The sequence below is a fragment of the Variovorax sp. GW460-12-1-14-LB1 genome (genome assembly GCF_059423605.1).
The window spans coordinates 1-17351 of the sequence record NZ_JBWKYF010000076.1; the positions used below are offsets into that span (position 1 = coordinate 1).

Genomic DNA, 17351 nt, shown 5'->3' on the forward strand with positions numbered 1-17351 from the left:
GTTAGGGTTATCACGTGGGTCAGATTTAGATGGAAATCACACCGCCAACTGGGTCACTTCTAGATGGAAATCAACACTGCGGATCAGCAAATCGAGCGTAAGTCGAAGCATCGTACGACTCGAGGCACTAATGGGCACTCAGCTTCTCAATCGGACTACGAGAAAGGTAAAGCTCACTCGCGCTGGAAATGTCCTGAAAGATCGGGGCGTCGAGATCATGAAGCGCATTGACGAGACCATCGGGCATGTCGGCGATCTTGGGCTCGCTCCACAGGGGCAGTTGATTATCTGCATGGCCGCGGACGCGGGACTTGAAGAGCAGGTGCAGCATCTGGTGCTGCCTAGGTTTCTTGAGCGGTATGAAGGCGTCAGTGTTGTTCTTCGTTCCGCAACCCAAAAGGCGGAGCTTCGCTCGGAGACCGTGGACGTTGCCATATCGAGCGGTCCCACGCATCCGCCGGGATCGTCGAAATTCGTCTCGCTGGCGCGTTGGCTTTGCGCGTCTCCTTCGTACATAGCCCGACGAGGCCTAGTCCAGACTTGGGAAGATTTAGGCATGCATGACATCATTGCGACGAACGATCAGGCGACCCCTTTTGCCCCAGCCTTGGGCAACCTATTCGAACTTGAAGTCTTCAAAGAACTATATCCGAGACTGAACATCGACGACTTGGTCGGGGCTCGCCACTTGTCCATGCAGGGACTGGGCATCGTTTGCCTGCCTGAGCAGCTTTGTAGATCGCAGGTGCAGCAAGGAGACCTAGTTCGCCTGCTCCCGAGTCTGGAAATCAGAGCTCTGGACTTGAATGTCTTTTTTCCCAGCAAACGAAGGGCTGCGCCTGTGGTGAAGGCCTTCACTGAGCTATTGAGGACAACCTTGCGTTCAGTATCTTCATTCGCCGTCTCCGAGGACGAGGTGTAGCAACCCGGATGAAATGCTGCAGCGCGGGATTTGTTAAACGTGATTTTTATGCCCTCCCCTCCTCTTGACACGACTGGCGCGATCGGCAGCGGCCGACCTTATTCGGGGTGACCGACTCCAGACCATGCCAGATCACAAACCCCTTCGGCTGCCTTCCGACGCCGAAGGAGGCCCACTTGCCCCCTCGCGGGGATCGAAAAAGGCTCTCTCCGCAACTTGGGCATGCTTGGGTACCGCAAGCTGGATTGTTGCTGTAGACAACTTCAGTTTCTGGAAGACTTTTGCTTCTGCACAGGACGGCTGGAGCGCTGCTACCCTGGCCTCGACCGCCGGGCTCGGGATCTTTCTCGCGCTGCTGTTCGCTGCACTCCTGCGACCGTTCGCTGCTGGCAGAGTTGGCGCCGTCTTGTTGTGCGTACTGTTGATCGTATCGGCCAGCGTCGCGCACTACCTTGATGCATGGGGAGTGCTTTTCGACAAGGGCCTCGTCCGGAACATGGTCGAAACAGACACGCGCGAGGTCCGTGAGTTGCTCTCGCTCCCAGCGTTCATTGATGTGTTCTGGCGGGGCGTCTTGCCCGCGACATTGCTGTGGTTTGTCGGAATTCGCAGGGCCGAATGGAAGCGATCGACAATCCACACGGTCCTGCTGGGGGTGGTGGCGGCCGGCGTCGCCAGCGCCTTGCTTGCCACTTCGTACGGAACCCTGGCATCCACGTTCCGCAACCACCGTGAACTCCGCTTCCAGCTCGTGCCGACCAACTACATCAACGCGGTCTACGGCTACCTCAAAGGCGAAGACCTGACATCCGGCGCGATTCTTCAGATCGCACCGGATGCGCGTCGTTCCCCGTCGCTTTCCGCACGCCCGTTGGTGCTTGTCCTGATCGTGGGTGAGACCGCACGAGCGGCGAACTTCTCCCTGGGCGGCTATGCGCGCGAGACGAATGCGGCCCTCGCCAACCGCGACATCCTGTATTTTCAGAATGTCGTCTCTTGTGGCACCGACACCGCGACATCGTTGCCTTGCATGTTCTCCGGGCTGGGTGCCGAGGTTTTCTCCGTGCGGAAGGCCCGTGAGCGCGAGAACGCACTCGACGTCCTGCTGCGGACAGGTGTTTCAGTGCAATGGCTCGACAACAACTCCGGTTGCAAGGGGGTCTGCGCGCGAGTGCCGACGCTGCAGATGCCGACGTCAGGCGTCGACGGTCTTTGCGGTGAAGACGCGTGCCAGGACGAAATCCTTGCCCGGTCGCTGGAGGAGCACCTGAATGAAGTGAAACAGGACACGGCAATCGTTCTGCACCAGATGGGCAGTCACGGGCCAGCCTACTACCGGCGGTATCCAGCACCTGGCAAATTCCAGCCGACGTGCGATACGAATCGGATCCAGTCTTGCGACCGGCAGGCGCTCGTCAACACCTATGACAACACGATCGAGTACACCAGCCAGAATATCGCTCGGATCGTGGATGTAGCGCGCGCTCGCGCCCCCGCAATGGACATCGCGGTCCTCTACATCTCGGACCATGGTGAGAGCCTCGGCGAGCGAAATATCTATCTGCACGGGCTGCCGCCGATGCTTGCGCCCAGCGAACAAACGCACGTTCCCATGCTCGCCTGGCTACCGGCTCAGACACAGGAGCGCCTGAAACTGCCGATCTCATGCCTTGCCTCAGTTGCAGCGCAGAAATATTCCCACGACAACCTGTTTTCAACCTTGCTTGGCTTTTTCGGCGTTGCCACCGCAGCGTACCGAGCCGATCTGGACGTGTTGGCAATCGCGCGGACATCCCGTGCATGCGGAAACGCGCCGCTGCGCTTGACCTTGAAGTGACTTCATGGTTTCCAATCACTTCATTCCGCAGCAATGGGCGCTTGTGCCCTCCAAGGAATCATCATGAGCTTCTTCAGCGACATCTTTCGAAATCTGGCAAACGGTGGTCACGGCCGTCGTGGGCATGGTCAGTCGAGCCGTTCGGGGCATCACGCTGGGCGGGAGAGTGGTTATCCGTACGGAGGAGCCGATGCGCGCGGCGGGCTGCCTTGCCGCTCGCGCGGGGCCCCGCTCCTTCCTGGCGCGAATTTTTGCGCACAGTGCGGCGCTGCTCCTGCCGGCAGCACGGGTCTGCTCTGGCTGCTCCACCGCCTTGATGCCCGGAGCGGGCTTCTGCGCCAAGTGCGGCCAGGCGGCGACGTAAGCCGCGATATGGCCCGATCCCTGGTCTGACTTTCATACCCAAGTCCATCGAAAAAATCTCGCGCCATCGATACACTTGCCATCATGCGTACGTTCCTCTTAGCCATGCTTCTCGCGATCCTGCCGCTGCAGTTCGCGTGGGGTGCGGCCTCGGGTTACTGCAAGCATGAGGCTGGGACTGGTGTCGCGCATTTTGGTCACCATGAACACCAGGCCAACGCGTCTTCGGGTGAAAAGAGCAAAGACCTGAAGCTGAAGACGATCGCCGACAGCGACGACTACTGCATCAGCTGTCATGTCAGCGTTGTCTACATCGCTCCGGTTCCGTCTTTTCATTTCCTGACCCCTGTCGGAGGATGGCCCCCAGCGCTCAGCCTGCCGACCTATCGTTCGCCAATCCCCATAGGGCTTGAACGCCCTGCACGAACGCTCGCCCTCTGATCGGCGAGCTCGTTTTCTCTTTTCCTTTTCCCACGACGGCTGCTCGCCGAATCTCGCCTTTGGTTGTTTCTCAACGCTAGGAGAATTCGATGCGAATCAAGACGCTGGTCATTGCCAGTGCATTGGCTTTGGCCGCATGGCCCAGCCTCGCGCAAGTCGCGACATCCACCGCCCAAACTGCGCAACCAGCACAACCTCGGCCGGTCCTTCAGGGATTGAGCCTGACGGGAGTCTGGCGTTTGGCTGAAGAATCCAATCCGGCCTTGAGAGCCAAGCGGGCCGAACTCGCTTCGGCGGAAGGTTCGCGCACCGACGCCAACGCCTTCCTCTACAACAATCCAGTCGTCTCTTTCGATGGCATCCGCCGGACTGTTCCCCAGGAAGGTGCGTCGTCTGAACGGCGTCGCGAGTGGTCGAGCAGCGTTCAACAGACGTTCGAGATCGCAGGCCAGCGAGGCTTTCGCCGCGAAGCTGCCGACGCGGCGCTGATGGCCCTGCAGGAAGAGATCGCCGAGACCCGCAGGCAGATTCGCGTCGAGGTGGCGCAGCTGTACTACCGCGTCCTCGCCTTGCAGCAACGCACTGAGCTTGAAGAGCAGGCGCTGGGTCTCTTTGAGAGCACCGCGGCAGCTGTGCAAAAGCGCCGCATCGCCGGTGAGGATACCAAGCTGGATTCCAACGTGGCCACGGTCGAGGCCGAGCGTGCCCGCAACCAACTGGCCGTCGCGAAGGAACAATTGCTCGACGCTCGCGCTGAACTGGCAGCGAAGCTTCAACTCCGCGCGGAAAGCCTGCCACAGGCGAGCGGCGAGCTCCGCCCCACGACAACCGCGGCTTACAGCCTCGAGTCCCTGCTGTCTCAGGTCGATAGCCAGCCGCGCCTCCAGGCGCTGCGTGCACGGGAAGAGTCGGCACGGGCCAAGCTGAAGTTGGAGAGCGCCAGCCGCTATCCCGATCTCGCTGTCGGCGTCGGCGTGGGACGTGAAGGTGCATCCGGTGCACGCGAACGTCTCACAACCGTTTCGGTCTCAGTGCCGTTGCCATTGTTCAAACGCAATGCCGCCGGTATCGGACAGGCTAGCAGCGTGCTCACCCAAGCCGAGATCGCGCGCAGTGCGGGCGTTCGAGATGCGCAAGCGCAGGTGCAGGTGCTCTGGGCCAAGCTGGAGAGTCTGAGGGATCGTGTCACGAGGCTCCAGGAGCGTGTGCTTCCGGCGCTGCTGGATAACCAGCAGCTTTCGGTCAAGTCCCAGCGCGCCGGCCAGATCGGTCTTCTCGAGTTAATCGTGGTGAACAGGCAGGCCCTGGACGCACGCCGCGATCTGATCGATGCGCTCATCGACTATCAATCCACCCGTCTTGCACTGGAGCTGGCCGCCGGCTGGCCTCCTGAAGGAGTCACGCCATGAAATTCAGTCCCACCCAGGCCGGTAAACGCAGTACCGAACGTTCCGCTCTGACCAAGCTTGCCGCAGCGATCTGCGCGGCCTTTGCAGTGATTGCACTTTCCGGTTGCGGAGGCAGCAACGGTTCAGCAGAGAAGCCCGCAACCGAAGAGAAGGCTGCCGAGAAAGAAGGCATCAAGCTCTCGAAGGAGGAAGCGGATCGCGCCGGCATCGTCCTGGAAGAACTCAAGGCGCAGGCCCTGGCCGATACCGTCACGGTGACAGCGACGATTCGCGCGAACCAGGATCGCATTGCCAGGATTGCGCCTCGCGTCGAAGGCCGCATTGCCACCGTAGCGGCAAGTCTTGGTGACAGCGTTCGAACCGGTCAGTCGCTCGCGACCCTGGACAGTTTGGCTGTCGGCGAGGCTTCGTCTGCGTTGAGCCAGGCACGGTCTGCTCAGCGAGTGGCTGACGCGGACTACAAGCGCGCCACAGCCTTGCAGGCAGAAGAGATCATTCCGCAGAAGGATTACCTGCGGGCCAAAGCGGAGCATGAAAAGGCAAGTGCGACGCTCCGCGCCGCAGAGGACCACCTTCGGCTGCTCGGCGTCCCATCGGGCCAGAGCGCAGGCGTGGCCTCCGTGTTCCCGTTGACTTCGCCGTTGGCCGGCACGATCATCGAGAAAAAGGCCGTTGTGGGCGGCTTGGCCGGGCCCAGCGATGCCTTGTTCGTCGTCGCGGACCTGTCAACGCTCTGGATCGAGGCCAACCTGGCCGAGGCCCAGTTGGCGAAAGTCCGCGTCGGTGCGAAAGCGACCGTCACCGTCGGTGCCTATCCGGACGAGCGCTTCGAAGGACGAGTGACCTACGTTGCAAGCATCCTCGACAAGGAGACGCGTTCGATTCCGGCGCGCATCGAGGTGAAGAACGGCGAGGGTCGCCTCAAGCCTGAGATGTTCGCGACTGCCACCATCGAAAGCCCCTCGCCGCAGTCGGCACCGAAGACAGACGTGCTGACGGTGCCGGATCAGGCCATCGTTCTCATGCAGGGCCAGCCCAACGTCTTTGTCTTTGAAAACGGTGCTTACGAACAACGCGCCATCGATCCCGGCGACAGGCTCGGTACCCGGACGGTTGTGAAGTCAGGCGTGAAGGCCGGCGAGCAAGTGGTGAGTGCGGGAACCTATGCCCTCAAGGCACGCGTGCTGAAGTCGCAAATCGGCGACGCACATTGAGGAATCGAAAGTAAAACATGCTCAACGCACTCGTAGACGCATCGCTTCGATACAAGGTCCTCGTTCTGGTCATCTTTGCCGTCTTGGTCGGACTCGGTGTCCAGGCGTTTCGCAACGTCCCTGTCGATGCCTTCCCCGACGTCACCCCGGTTCAAGTCAACATCTATACGGAGTCTCCAGGCTTGGCCGCGGAGGACGTTGAAAAGCTGCTCACGACACCGATCGAAGGCGCCATGGCCGGCTTGCCGGGCGTTGAAGAAGTGCGCTCGGTCTCGCTCTTCGGCCTGTCCTACGTGGGCGTCTACTTCAAGGACGATGTCGACATCTATTTCGCTCGCCGCTTGGTGGGCGAGAAGCTGCAGGAAGCAAAGGGGCGCTTGCCGCAAGGCTATGGCGAACCGGTGCTGGGGCCGAACAGCTCGGGCCTCGGCCAGGTGTTCTGGTACACGGTCGAGTCTGAAGACAAGAAGATGAGCACCATGGACCTTCGTACGCTCCATGATTGGACCGTGCGACTGATCCTGCGAACAGCCCCCGGCGTGGACGACATCGTCTCTTGGGGCGGAGAGCAAAAGCAATTCCAGGTTCAGATCGATCCGCGAAAGCTCATTCAGTACAGCGTGAGCTTCAAGGAGGTGATGGAGCGGCTCACAGCCAACAACAAACAGGTCGGCGGCCAATCAATCAACCTTGGCGCGGAGCAGTTCCTTGTGCGGGGCCTCGGGTTGGTGGGAACCACGAAGGACATCGAGCAGATCGTCATCGCCGAGCGCAACGGCGCGCCTGTGTATGTGCGAAACGTTGCGCAGGTCAAAGAGGCTCCCGCACCCAGATTCGGCGCAGTGACACGAGACGGCAAGGAAGCCGTTCTGGGCATTGCATTGGCCCGGGTCAACGAAAACGCGAAGAATGTGGTGGATGCCGTCAAAGCCAAGTTGGCCGTTGCGCAGGCAGCGCTTCCGAAGGGGGTGACGCTGCAGCCTGTCTACGATCGCACCGAACTGGTCAAGAAAGCCCTGAACACTGCGGAGAGCTCACTGGTCGAGGGCGCAATCCTCGTCGCGGTGATCCTCTTCCTGTTCCTGGGCGAGTTTCGCTCGGCGATCGTGGTTGTGATCACCCTGCCAATGGCGATGTTGATCGCATTCATCCTGATGCAGCAGTTCGGTGTCTCTGCCAACCTGATGTCGCTTGCCGGCTTGGCGATCGGCACAGGGATGATGGTGGACGGCGCGGTCGTGATGGTCGAGAACGCATTCCGACTTCTGGCGCATGCGAAGGAATCCGGCAAGCCGATTCAGAAGACTCACCTCATCCTCGAAGCGGCCCGAGAGGTGGTCAATCCGATCGCATTCGCCATCCTGATCATCATCGTGGTTTTCCTGCCCTTGTTTTCACTCACTGGACTTGAGGGAAAGCTCTTCAAGCCGATGGCGTACACCATCACGTTCGCCATGGCGGGGTCGCTCCTGCTTTCGCTGACGTTGGTCCCCGTGCTTGCCGCGATGATCCTGAAGCCGAAGGAGGAGAAGGACACCTTCCTTGTTCGTCGCGCCAAGCGGATCTACCTTCCGCTGTTGGACTGGGCACTTGAGCGCAAGCGCTTGGTCGTCGGTTCGGCGATCGTTTTGCTGCTCGCCTCGCTGGCGCTGTTCCCATTCCTGGGCAAGGAGTTCATGCCCCAACTCCAGGAAGGAACGATCCAGTTCCGGGTAACAGGTATTCCCTCCACGTCGCTGGACGAGTCCATACGGGTGTCCAACGAGGTGAGTGCGGCACTGCACAAGCAATTCCCGCAGATCCGCTCCGTGCTTGCGACCATCGGCCGCGCTGAAGGCGGTGAGACCACGGACGTGAACTACATGGAGCTGAATCTGGACACCAAGCCGCCTGGCGAGTGGCCGGAGAAGATCTCCTACGGGAAGCTCGCCTCAGACATGCAGGAGGCTCTCGAGAAAGTGGTGCCCACCGTTGTGTTTGGCGCGACCCAGCCGATTCAATCCCGCGTCGAAGAACTGATCTCCGGGGTACGGGCCACGCTTGCGCTCAAGCTGTACGGCGAAGATCTGGCAACGCTCGACAGACTCACCGGCAAGATTCAAGGCGTGCTCGGGAAGATCTCGGGGGTTGCGGACCTGTCGGCCGAAGCCAATAAGGGCAAGCCTCAGCTCATCATCAAGGTCAATCGGGACGCCGCAGCGCGATACGGCATCAACGCGGATGAGATCCTGGAGGTCGTGCAATCAGGTATCGGTGGCAGCGCGGTTTCCACATTGATCGATGGCACCAAGCGTTTTGAAATCGCGGTTCGCCTCTCCGACGAATTTCGAGTGAGCGCTGCGTCCATCGCCAGCATTCCAATCCGTACCGGTGGCGGGGCGCTGGTGCCGTTCTCGCAGGTCGCATCGATCGAGCTCGATGAAGGGTACTCTTTCATTCGGCGTGAATCTCTGCAGCGGTATTCGGTATTGCAGATGGACGTTAAAGGCCGCGATGTCGACAGCTTCGTGAAGGAGGCGGATACGCAGCTGAAGGCGCAAGTCGAGTTGCCAACCGGCTACTGGATCGAATGGGGGGGCTCCTTCGAGAACCAGCAGCGCGCGATGGCGAGGCTTGGGGTAATCGTTCCGTTGACCATCGGTCTGATTTTCATCCTCCTGTACACCGCCTTCAACTCTGTGCGGCATGCGACGCTCATCATCGCCAATGTCCCGTTCGCAATCATCGGCGGCATCGTCGGCTTGTTTGTGAGCGGGCAATACCTGTCGGTCCCGTCGGCCATCGGCTTCATCGCAGTCTTTGGTGTTGCCATGCTGAACGGCATCGTAATGGTGACGTTCCTGAACGACCTGAGGCGGCAAGGCTTGCCGATCCGGGAGGCTGTTCAACAGGGTGCCGCACTGCGGCTGCGCCCTGTGTTGATGACCGCATCCGTCGCGATCCTTGGCCTTATCCCGATGCTGCTCTCGACCGGCGTCGGTGCTGAGACGCAACGACCGCTTGCCACTGTAGTGGTGGGCGGCCTCGTCACCTCGACTGCGCTGACGTTGCTGATCCTGCCATTGATGTACGAGTGGGCGGAGCTGCGAGCCGAGAGGCGCAAAGCCAAGACTCAAGAAACTTTAGAAGGAAAAACACCATGAAAGAGATCAAGGCTTATGTCCACAGTAACAGAGTCGCGGCTGTGATTGCTGCACTGAAAGGATCCAGTGCCTGGGGAGACGACGCACGCGGCCGTCAACACAACCTGACCCTGTACGTCGTGAAGGGATCGTTGACACCGCTTCACGAAGCCGAACGTCACTATTCCATCGAGTTGGGTGATGAAGTTGTGAACGAGTACAAGCTCGAGCTTCATTGCAACGATGAAAATGCCGACGAGTTCGTGAAGATCATCGCAGCGTCGGCCCGTACTGGCCAGGCCGGTGCCGGGTGGATCTACGTCACAGAAGTCGGGTACGCGCAGGCCATCATTTGATGGTGTCGTGGTGAGTGACTCCGGTCTGTACTCCTGTAGCCCCGAGGGGGGCGATTGCGCATGCGCCTCGCGGGCCAGGCGACTCATCGCGATGGCCGTGTTCGGCACGGGTTGCGCCGCAAGCTTGGGCGGCCGTTCGACCTTCCCTGGGGACGCCCGTGCGTTCCGGGACGGCTGGCGCACTGCAGAGGTGACCGAGGTGGCCTCCGCGAGTGAATTGCGAGGAGGCGGTCGAACCGACTGCCGACGAACGGCCAGCTCACAACAACTTTCGGCGTCGAGCTTCGCTCGGTTGTCCTACCGTTCTGGCGGGTCAAGGCACTCACATGTTGTCCTTGTGAGCGATGGCTCCGCCGTCGCTGTAGGTGATGTCGTCTTCACCAATGTGATGCGTTGCGGCCCTCCTGGAGGTTCGATAAGGGCCGACGGTCGATGCGGTCAAGACTGGAAGCACGTATGGCCCCGTACCGTTTCCCCCCTGCATCTTTGAAGGCAAACATGACATCCAAACACTCTCACTCGCACGTTCAACCCCGTTCCGGTCCAGGCCACGAGAGGTCTCTATGGATCGCACTGGCCCTCACGACGACATTCATGGTCGCGGAAGTCATAGGCGGACTTGTCACCGGTAGCCTCGCACTGATTTCGGACGCAGCGCACATGTTCACGGACACAATGGCGCTTGCCATATCGCTCGCCGCTATCCAGATCGGTAAACGCGCAGTAGATACCAAGCGGACCTTTGGCTATCACCGCTTTGAGATCCTGGCGGCTGCGTTCAATGCCCTCCTGCTCTTCGGTGTTGCCATCTACATCCTCTATGAAGCCTGGCAACGGATGCGCGAGCCGCAGACGGTCGAATCGATCCCGATGCTGATGATTGCGGCATTGGGCCTCGTCGTGAACCTCGTGAGCATGAGATTGCTTTCATCGGGCAAGGATCGAAGCCTTAATGTCAAGGGTGCCTATCTGGAGGTTTGGAGCGACATGCTCGGGTCGGTGGGTGTGATCGTGGGAGCTGTCGTGATCTGGCTGACAGGGTGGACCTGGGTCGATTCGGTAATCGCTGTAGCAATCGGATTCTGGGTGTTGCCGCGCACTTGGGTGCTCCTGCGCGACAGCATGAACATCCTTCTCGAAGGCACGCCAAACGGTGTCGATGTGAGTGAGATCGACAAGGTGCTGCGCGCACTGCCTGGCGTCGATTCAGTTCACGAGTTGCACGTCTGGGCTGTCTCCAGTGGCAAGGTGAGTTTGAGCGTGCATCTCGTATGCGCGTATGGGGACCTGGATCGTCTCGTGACTGAGGGATCCCGCATCCTGGCGGAGCGCTTTGACATCCACCACTCGACGATCCAGCCTGAACGCGCGCCATGTGGTCAGGCTTCGGAAACACATCGGTTCGAGTGATCTCCCCGCGCGAACGAATCCGAATTCGCACTGAGGAGATCGACGCATCACACCGCCAGCGCGTGCCACTACCGTGGCTCCACAAGCACGACTACAACCAGCAGACTCCGCACCTAGTTCATGCCGTACTGCCAGGCTAAAGATCGGTCTGTTGGTACTGACCGGAAACTGAGCCAGTTTTGCGGACAGTGCTTGTTCGCCTTGCTTCGTGGAAACGCGTTGCTTTGCGATGATCGAATTTGCCTACACAGTGCCTACACGATGCCAGAAAGCAAAAAGCCCAACCTGGGAAGGTTGGGCTATCTACTTGATCCTAAAGGGAAAATTTGGTGGCCTGGGGCGGAATCGAACCACCGACACGCGGATTTTCAATCCGCTGCTCTACCAACTGAGCTACCGGGCCATTGTGTGCAGCCTCAAATTATACAGCGCTTCTGCGGCCTCGGGAAAGGTCCACACCCAATTGTTTGAGTTTTCTGTACAGGTGGGTGCGCTCGAGGCCGGTTTTCTCGGCCACGCGGGTCATCGAACCGTTCTCCATCGCGAGGTGGAACTCGAAGTAGGCCTTCTCGAAACCGTCGCGCGCGTCGCGCAGCGGGCGGTCCAGGTCGAAGCTCTGGGTCGACTGCGGACCCGCGTCGGCCACCGGCACGGCCGCCAGCGACGCCATCAGCAGGCTGTCGCCCGTGGTCGTGATGGCGGCCGCCTGGTGGGCGCCCGTGGGCGGCGGCACCACGCCGGCGGCGGTGCGGCGGGCGCTCTCGCGCGCCAGCCCCTGCTCCACCGCCTTGAGCAGCTTCTGCAGCGTGATGGGTTTTTCGAGGAACGCGAAGGCGCCGATGCGCGTGGCATCGACCGCGGTGTCGATGGTGGCGTGCCCGCTCATCATGATGACCGGCATGCTCAGCAGGCCCGCGGTGGACCACTCCTTGAGCAAGGTGACGCCGTCGGTGTCCGGCATCCAGATGTCGAGCAGCACGAGATCGGGCCGGGCGCGTTGTCGGGCCGCGCGGGCTTCGGCGGCGTTTTCCGCGAGCTCCACGTTGTGGCCTTCGTCATTGAGAATTTCGAAGAGCAGGTCCCTGATGCCCAGCTCGTCATCGACCACGAGAATGTTTGCCATGAGTGCTGCTTGTTGTATGCGCTGGTGTGTATTGATCCGCTCCCGATCCAGCCCCTATGCGCTGGATTCGCCGGTACTCAGGCGGACGAAGATTTCGAATCTTCGGTGTGAGCGACCGCTGCCCGCGGTTCGCCTGCCAGCGCGAATGATAGCGAGACTTGCGCCCCCGCCACAGCCCCGTCGACGACACGGTTGGAAAGCTCGATGCGCGCGCCGTGTTCGTCGGCGATCTTCTTGACGACGGCCAGGCCCAAACCGGTACCTTTTGTTTTCGTGGTGACGTAGGGCTCGAAGGCGCGCTTGAGGATGTTTTCGGCAAAGCCGGGCCCGCTGTCCTGCACGGTGAGGCGCACGCGCTGGCCCGAATCGCCCAGCCGGGTGCGGATGACGACCTCGCCCACCCGGCCCGTGCCGCTGGCGGCGGCCTCGGCGGCGTCCTGGGCGTTCTGCAACAGGTTGTGCACGACCTGGCGGATCTGCTGTTCATCGCCGCGCACGGGCGGGCAGCGCTCGTCGAGCTCCGAGCGCAGCGTGATCGGCAGGTTCTCGGCGTGATACAGCTGCAGCACGTCGGCCAGCAGCGCATTGAGGTCGACCGGCTTGAGGTCGGCCGCGGGCAGCCGCGCGTAGTCGCGGAATTCGTTCACCAGCCGCTTCATCGCATCGACCTGGTCGACGATGGTCTTGACCGACTTCACCAGGATGGCCTGCTCGGGCGGCTCGACCTTGCCCGAGAGCTTCATCTCGAGCCGCTCGGCCGACAGCTGGATCGGCGTGAGCGGGTTCTTGATCTCGTGCGCGAGGCGGCGCGCCACCTCGCCCCAGGCCTGCGCGCGCTGGGCCGAGACGATTTCGGAGATGTCGTCGAACACCAGCAGCCGCGCATCGCCCGGCAGCTCGGCGCCGCGCGCGACGATGTTGATGGCGTCGTCCTGCTGCGGCAGGTCGTTGCCGGTGGCGTGCAGTTCGAAGGCGTGCTGCCAGTGATCAAGGCCGTGCTGCATGCGCTCGACCAGGAACTCGTCGAACTGCTGCTGCACCTTGGCGCCGAAATCGGCCAGCCCCGGCACATCGACCAGCGCCTTGCCTTCATAGGCGGCGAGCGGCGCGCGCAGCACGCGGGTGGCGCCCGGGTTGGTGGACAGCACGGTGCCCTTGGCGTCGAGCACGATCACGCCCGAGGTCAGGTTGTCGAGGATGGTCTGCAGGTTGCCGCGGGCGGCGTCGAGCTGGTCCATGGTCTTCTCGACCGCACCGCGCGCGTCGGCCAGCTGCTGGGTCATGACGGCGAACGAGCGCGTGAGGCCGCCCAGCTCGTCCTTGCCCTGCAGCACGGCGGTGGGACGCAGGTCGCCGGCGGCCACCTGGCGCACGCCGTCGGCCAGCACGAGCAGCGGCCGCGCGAGCTGGTTGCCGAACAGCACGGCCAGCAGCACCGCGCCGAACACGGCGAGGAACAGGCTCAGCGTGAGCGTGCCGATGTACATGCGCCGCAGGCCCTCGCGCGCGAGGGCCCGCTCCTGGTACTCGCGGTTGGCTTCCTGCACGGCCAGCGCGTTGGCGACCACAGCCGGCGGCAGTGGCCGCGTGACCTGCAGGTAGCGCGGCGCGGTGTCGAAGTCGAAGCCCGGGCGCTGCACCATGGCCAGCGCGCGCACGCTGGCGCTCGACGGCGTGGCGCTGGGCAAGGCGGTTTCTTCCAGGCCCTCGACGTGCGCGACGGCGCGGTCGGGTCGGACCTGGCGGAACTGCTGCGCCGTCGGCCGCTCGGGGTTGAGCTGGAAACGCGACGCGCCGGCGCTGGCCACGAGCTGGCCCGAACCGGTCCAGAGGATCACGTCGCTGGCTTCGAGCTGGTCGCGGATGCGCTCCAGCAGCAGCCCCGCGCTCGCGTCGGGCACCTGCGACAGCTGGGCGCTGGCGGTGCGGGTCTTGGCGGCGAGGTCGTCGGACAGCGAATCGAGCGTGGCCCGGCCCAGGTTCAGGCCGGCATCGAGCGCGCCCTCGACCTTGACGTCGAACCAGCTCTCGATCGAGCGCGCGACGAACTGGTAGGACACCACGTAGACCAGCGCCCCCGGCACCACGCCCACGAGCGCGAAGATGGCCGCGAGCTTGATCAGCAGCCGGCTGCCGAACTTGCCCTGGCGCAGCCGTCGCAGCAGCCGGAACGCGACCCAGCCGATCACCAGCACCAGCAGCACGGCCACCACCACGTTGATGCCGAACAGGCGCACGTAGTAGCGCTCGTACAGCGCGCGGTTGTTGGTGGCCTGGGCCAGCAGGAACATCAGCACCAGGCCGATGGCCGTGACCATCGCGGCGCCGACGCCCACGGCCCAGCGCAGCGCGCGCGAGCGGCGGGCGGCAGGCGTGGCCGCGGCGCCGCTGCGCGGCTTGCTGCTCACCGCTGCTTCTCCAACGGCAGCCGGGCGGTGCGCTCGGCGGCGATGTTCCACTCGGCCTGCCCGACCATGCCGATCTGGAAAGGACGCGGCAGCTGCGAGGTGTCGAGCCGGAAGCGGAAGGTGACCTGGTGCAGTGGCTCGTCGCCGATCTCGGCGGCGTCGCCCAGCCGCAGCCGGCCGATGCGCTTGATGGCCTCGAGCGCGTCGCCGAGGCTGTCGAAGTTCTGGTTCAGCGAGATGCCGAAGCCGGCGGCGCCGGTGATCGGCACCGGCGACACATTCAGCCGCCAGCGGCGCGTGAGGGGCTGGTAGGCCAGCCGCATGTGGCGCGCCACCTGGGCGACCTTGCGGTCGGTCCAGTACCAGCGCTCCTGGAAGACCTCGGCCTCGGCCACGAAATAGATGGCGATGCCCTTGTCGAGCACGTCTTCCACCAGCGTGGGCAGTTCGAACTGCACGGCGGCACTCAGGTAGACGCCGTCGTCGGCCTGCTCCAGGCGCATCTGGGTGATGGTGGCGCCGCCGGGCCTGCCCTGGGCGGTGGCGGCGGCCGGGAAGAGGGCCATCCACAGGGCCCAGGCCAGCCACAGGCCGGCCAGCAGGATCGACCGGCGGCCGTCAGTGCGGCGCGGGTTTTTCAAGCAGGGCGTAGAAGAAGCCGTCGTGGTCACCAGAGGGATTGTCCGGGACGCCACGGGCATTCGCCCCACTTTGAGGCAGCAAGTGTCCCGGGGACGGCAGCAAACGGGCGTCGGTGTTGCGTACAAGAAACGCATCAATTTGTTGCGAGCCTTCTTCGCGGAACACGGAACAGGTGCAATAAAGCAGCCGGCCGCCGGGCCGCACGAGCGGCCAGAGCGCCGCCAGCAGCATCGCCTGCTGGGTCGCCAGCTGGGCCGTGTCGCTCTCGCGGCGCAGCCAGCGCACGTCGGGATGGCGCCGCACGATGCCCGAAGCGGTGCACGGGGCGTCCAGCAGGATGGCGTCGAACAGGGCGCCGTCCCACCAGTCGGCGGTGCGGCCGGCGTCGGCCACCACCACCTTGGCCTTCAGGCCGAGGCGCGCGAGCGTCTCGTCGATACGGCGGCTGCGCACGGCGTCGACCTCCAGCGCGGTCACCTCGATGGCGCCGGGGCCGGCGCGCTCGATCAGATGCGCGGTCTTGCCGCCGGGGGCGGCGCAGGCGTCGAGCACGCGCAGCGGCGCGGCGCCGGGCGTGGCGGGCAGCAGGCCGTCGAGCAGCAAGGGGGCCGCGAGCTGCGCGGCGGCGTCCTGCACCGAGCAGGCGCCGTCGGCGAAACCGGGCAGCTGCTGCACCGGGCGGGCCCGGGCCAGCTGCAGGCCGTCGGCCCCGACGCGCGTGGCCGCGAGGCCCACCGCTTCCAGTTCCAGCAGGTACGCGGCCGGCGTCGATTGCAGCGCGTTGACACGCAAGGTCATCGGCGCCTGGGCGTTGTCGGCCGACAGCACGCGCTGCCAGTCGCGCGGATGGTCGCGCTTGAGGCGTTCGATCCACCAGCGCGGGTGGTTCCACTGCGCGACCGGTTCGGTGTCGGTGGCGGCCACGAGCTCGTCGCGCTCGCGCAGGAAGCGGCGCAGGCAGGCGTTGATGAAGCTGGCCTGCGCCCGCGTCGCCGGGTTGCGCTTGGCGGCTTCCACGGCCTGGTCGACCAGCGTGAAGGGTTCGTAGGGGGCGTGGTCGCTGTGCCAGGCCAGCGCGAGCGCGGTGCACAGCAAGGCGTCGGGCAGCGGCGGCGGCGTGCGCTTGGCCAGGTGGCGGCGCAGCGCCTCGGCACGACCGAGCCAGCGCAGCACCTGGAAGCCGAGCGCCTGCACGCCGGGGCGCAGCGCGGGCTCGACGGCCTCGAACGCGACGGTGCCCGAGGTGCCGGCGCGAATCGACGCCAGCGCCCCTGCGGTCAGTTGCAGTTGGCGCCAGAGCGGCGGTTGTTGCGGCGCCGAGGAGGCGCTGCCCGAAGAGGGGTCGGAGGAAAGATCTGCTGGCAAGTTGGGGCCGATGGTAACGGGCGAGAAAGACAGCACGCCGCGCGGTGGGAATGGAAACGCAGGCGTTACCGCCTGTCGCTGGGTCGGGTCAGGTCAAAGCAGCGGGGCCGCGGGCCGCAGTCGCACGATCCAGGCCACCAGCAGCGCCGGGAACTGGGCGATGCCTGCGTTGTACTGCGACACGGCCTGGTTGAACTGGCCGCGTGCGATTTCCGCCGCCGCCGACGGCTCGGGCCAGGCGATGGGCGCGGCCGGATCGGACGCGCCACCCAGGCCGGGCATCAGCGGCGCAGGCCGCGACAGCGTGCCGTCCGCGTCGAACACGGTGACCGCGCCCGGGTACTGGCGCCGCCATGCGGCAATGAGCACCTGCAGCGCGGTGGCCAGCGCCGCCATGCTGCCCGGGTCGAGCGGGCGCACCCGCGTCGCGCCGAGCAGGGTCGCTAGCTGCGTCGTGGCGGCCTGCAGCGGCGCCACGGTGGGCGCGCCTTCGGGCGGCGACTCGGGCCGGGGCGCGGCGGTGATGCTGGCCTGGACGAAATCGAGCTGCTTGCGCAGCGCCACATCGAGCACCGCGTAGGCCTGGAGCACGGCCGCGCGCAAACGCACCAGCCGGTTGTAGGCGCCCACGAACCAGAACAGCAGCAGCGCGACAACGAGCCAGCCGGCCAGCGAATCGGGCAGGACGCTCATCGGAAACAGAACCTCTTGGTCATCGGTCGGAACCCTGCGAACACAA

General features: G+C 63.6%; 13 protein-coding genes and 1 tRNA gene. 8 read left to right on the plus strand and 6 right to left on the minus strand.

Annotated elements, in window-relative coordinates:
* The 8 genes from AC07Y4_RS27460 to AC07Y4_RS27495 all read left to right on the plus strand — a co-directional run.
* Positions 1–922: LysR family transcriptional regulator (locus tag AC07Y4_RS27460; RefSeq protein WP_495275392.1), on the plus strand; the 922-nt coding region annotated here is incomplete at its 5' end.
* Positions 923–1148: 226 nt separating this feature from the next.
* Positions 1149–2759 carry a phosphoethanolamine transferase gene (locus AC07Y4_RS27465; RefSeq protein ID WP_495275393.1) on the plus strand — a complete coding sequence of 537 codons (1611 nt, stop codon included), beginning with the start codon at positions 1149–1151 and terminating at the stop codon, positions 2757–2759.
* A 468-nt stretch (positions 2760–3227) separates the two neighbouring features.
* Entirely contained in the window at positions 3228–3563 is a 336-nt protein-coding gene (locus AC07Y4_RS27470; protein ID WP_495275394.1) for a hypothetical protein, read from the plus strand.
* A gap of 89 nt (positions 3564–3652) precedes the next feature.
* The gene (locus tag AC07Y4_RS27475) at positions 3653–4972 is read left to right on the plus strand and encodes a TolC family protein (RefSeq protein WP_495275395.1); all 1320 of its coding nucleotides are present in this window, start codon (positions 3653–3655) and stop codon (positions 4970–4972) included.
* Positions 4969–6186 (plus strand): efflux RND transporter periplasmic adaptor subunit, encoded by a 1218-nt coding sequence (locus AC07Y4_RS27480; protein ID WP_495275396.1) that lies wholly within the window; start codon positions 4969–4971, stop codon positions 6184–6186. The genes AC07Y4_RS27475 and AC07Y4_RS27480 overlap by 4 nt, the downstream gene beginning before the upstream one ends.
* A 17-nt stretch (positions 6187–6203) precedes the next feature.
* Positions 6204–9329: an efflux RND transporter permease subunit gene (locus tag AC07Y4_RS27485; protein ID WP_495275397.1), complete on the plus strand. Its 3126-nt coding sequence runs from the start codon at positions 6204–6206 to the stop codon at positions 9327–9329.
* Positions 9326–9664, plus strand: coding sequence for a P-II family nitrogen regulator (locus AC07Y4_RS27490; RefSeq protein ID WP_495275398.1), 339 nt, complete (start codon positions 9326–9328; stop codon positions 9662–9664). Before AC07Y4_RS27485 ends, AC07Y4_RS27490 begins: the two co-directional genes overlap by 4 nt.
* A gap of 498 nt (positions 9665–10162) precedes the next feature.
* Positions 10163–11074, plus strand: a complete 912-nt coding sequence (locus tag AC07Y4_RS27495; RefSeq protein WP_495275399.1) for a cation diffusion facilitator family transporter — start codon at positions 10163–10165, stop codon at positions 11072–11074.
* 327 nt (positions 11075–11401) lie between these two features.
* Here AC07Y4_RS27495 and AC07Y4_RS27500 read toward each other — a convergent pair.
* From AC07Y4_RS27500 to AC07Y4_RS27525, 6 genes are all read right to left on the minus strand, one after another.
* Positions 11402–11477 (minus strand) — tRNA-Phe (locus AC07Y4_RS27500).
* 18 nt (positions 11478–11495) lie between these two features.
* Complete coding sequence (locus tag AC07Y4_RS27505) at positions 11496–12197, minus strand: response regulator (RefSeq protein WP_062480363.1); 702 nt, start codon at positions 12195–12197, stop codon at positions 11496–11498.
* Between the two features lie 77 nt (positions 12198–12274).
* Positions 12275–14605 (minus strand): sensor histidine kinase, encoded by a 2331-nt coding sequence (locus AC07Y4_RS27510; protein ID WP_062480362.1) that lies wholly within the window; start codon positions 14603–14605, stop codon positions 12275–12277.
* Complete coding sequence (locus AC07Y4_RS27515; protein WP_175497139.1) at positions 14602–15171, minus strand: DUF4390 domain-containing protein; 570 nt, start codon at positions 15169–15171, stop codon at positions 14602–14604. Before AC07Y4_RS27515 ends, AC07Y4_RS27510 begins: the two co-directional genes overlap by 4 nt.
* A 52-nt stretch (positions 15172–15223) precedes the next feature.
* Positions 15224–16612 carry a 16S rRNA (cytosine(967)-C(5))-methyltransferase RsmB gene (gene rsmB / locus AC07Y4_RS27520; protein ID WP_070063933.1) on the minus strand — a complete coding sequence of 463 codons (1389 nt, stop codon included), beginning with the start codon at positions 16610–16612 and terminating at the stop codon, positions 15224–15226.
* A gap of 93 nt (positions 16613–16705) precedes the next feature.
* Positions 16706–17305 (minus strand): LemA family protein, encoded by a 600-nt coding sequence (locus tag AC07Y4_RS27525; protein WP_495275400.1) that lies wholly within the window; start codon positions 17303–17305, stop codon positions 16706–16708.
* Positions 17306–17351 lie beyond the last annotated feature (46 nt).

Coding starts and splice junctions, on each gene's coding strand:
- AC07Y4_RS27505 (WP_062480363.1), bottom strand. CDS start 12,197: ATGGCAAACATTCTCGTGGTCGATGACGAGCTGGGCATCAGGGACCTG.
- AC07Y4_RS27490 (WP_495275398.1), top strand. CDS start 9,326: ATGAAAGAGATCAAGGCTTATGTCCACAGTAACAGAGTCGCGGCTGTG.
- AC07Y4_RS27480 (WP_495275396.1), top strand. CDS start 4,969: ATGAAATTCAGTCCCACCCAGGCCGGTAAACGCAGTACCGAACGTTCC.
- AC07Y4_RS27515 (WP_175497139.1), bottom strand. CDS start 15,171: ATGGCCCTCTTCCCGGCCGCCGCCACCGCCCAGGGCAGGCCCGGCGGC.
- AC07Y4_RS27475 (WP_495275395.1), top strand. CDS start 3,653: ATGCGAATCAAGACGCTGGTCATTGCCAGTGCATTGGCTTTGGCCGCA.
- AC07Y4_RS27470 (WP_495275394.1), top strand. CDS start 3,228: ATGCTTCTCGCGATCCTGCCGCTGCAGTTCGCGTGGGGTGCGGCCTCG.
- AC07Y4_RS27485 (WP_495275397.1), top strand. CDS start 6,204: ATGCTCAACGCACTCGTAGACGCATCGCTTCGATACAAGGTCCTCGTT.
- AC07Y4_RS27525 (WP_495275400.1), bottom strand. CDS start 17,305: ATGAGCGTCCTGCCCGATTCGCTGGCCGGCTGGCTCGTTGTCGCGCTG.
- AC07Y4_RS27495 (WP_495275399.1), top strand. CDS start 10,163: ATGACATCCAAACACTCTCACTCGCACGTTCAACCCCGTTCCGGTCCA.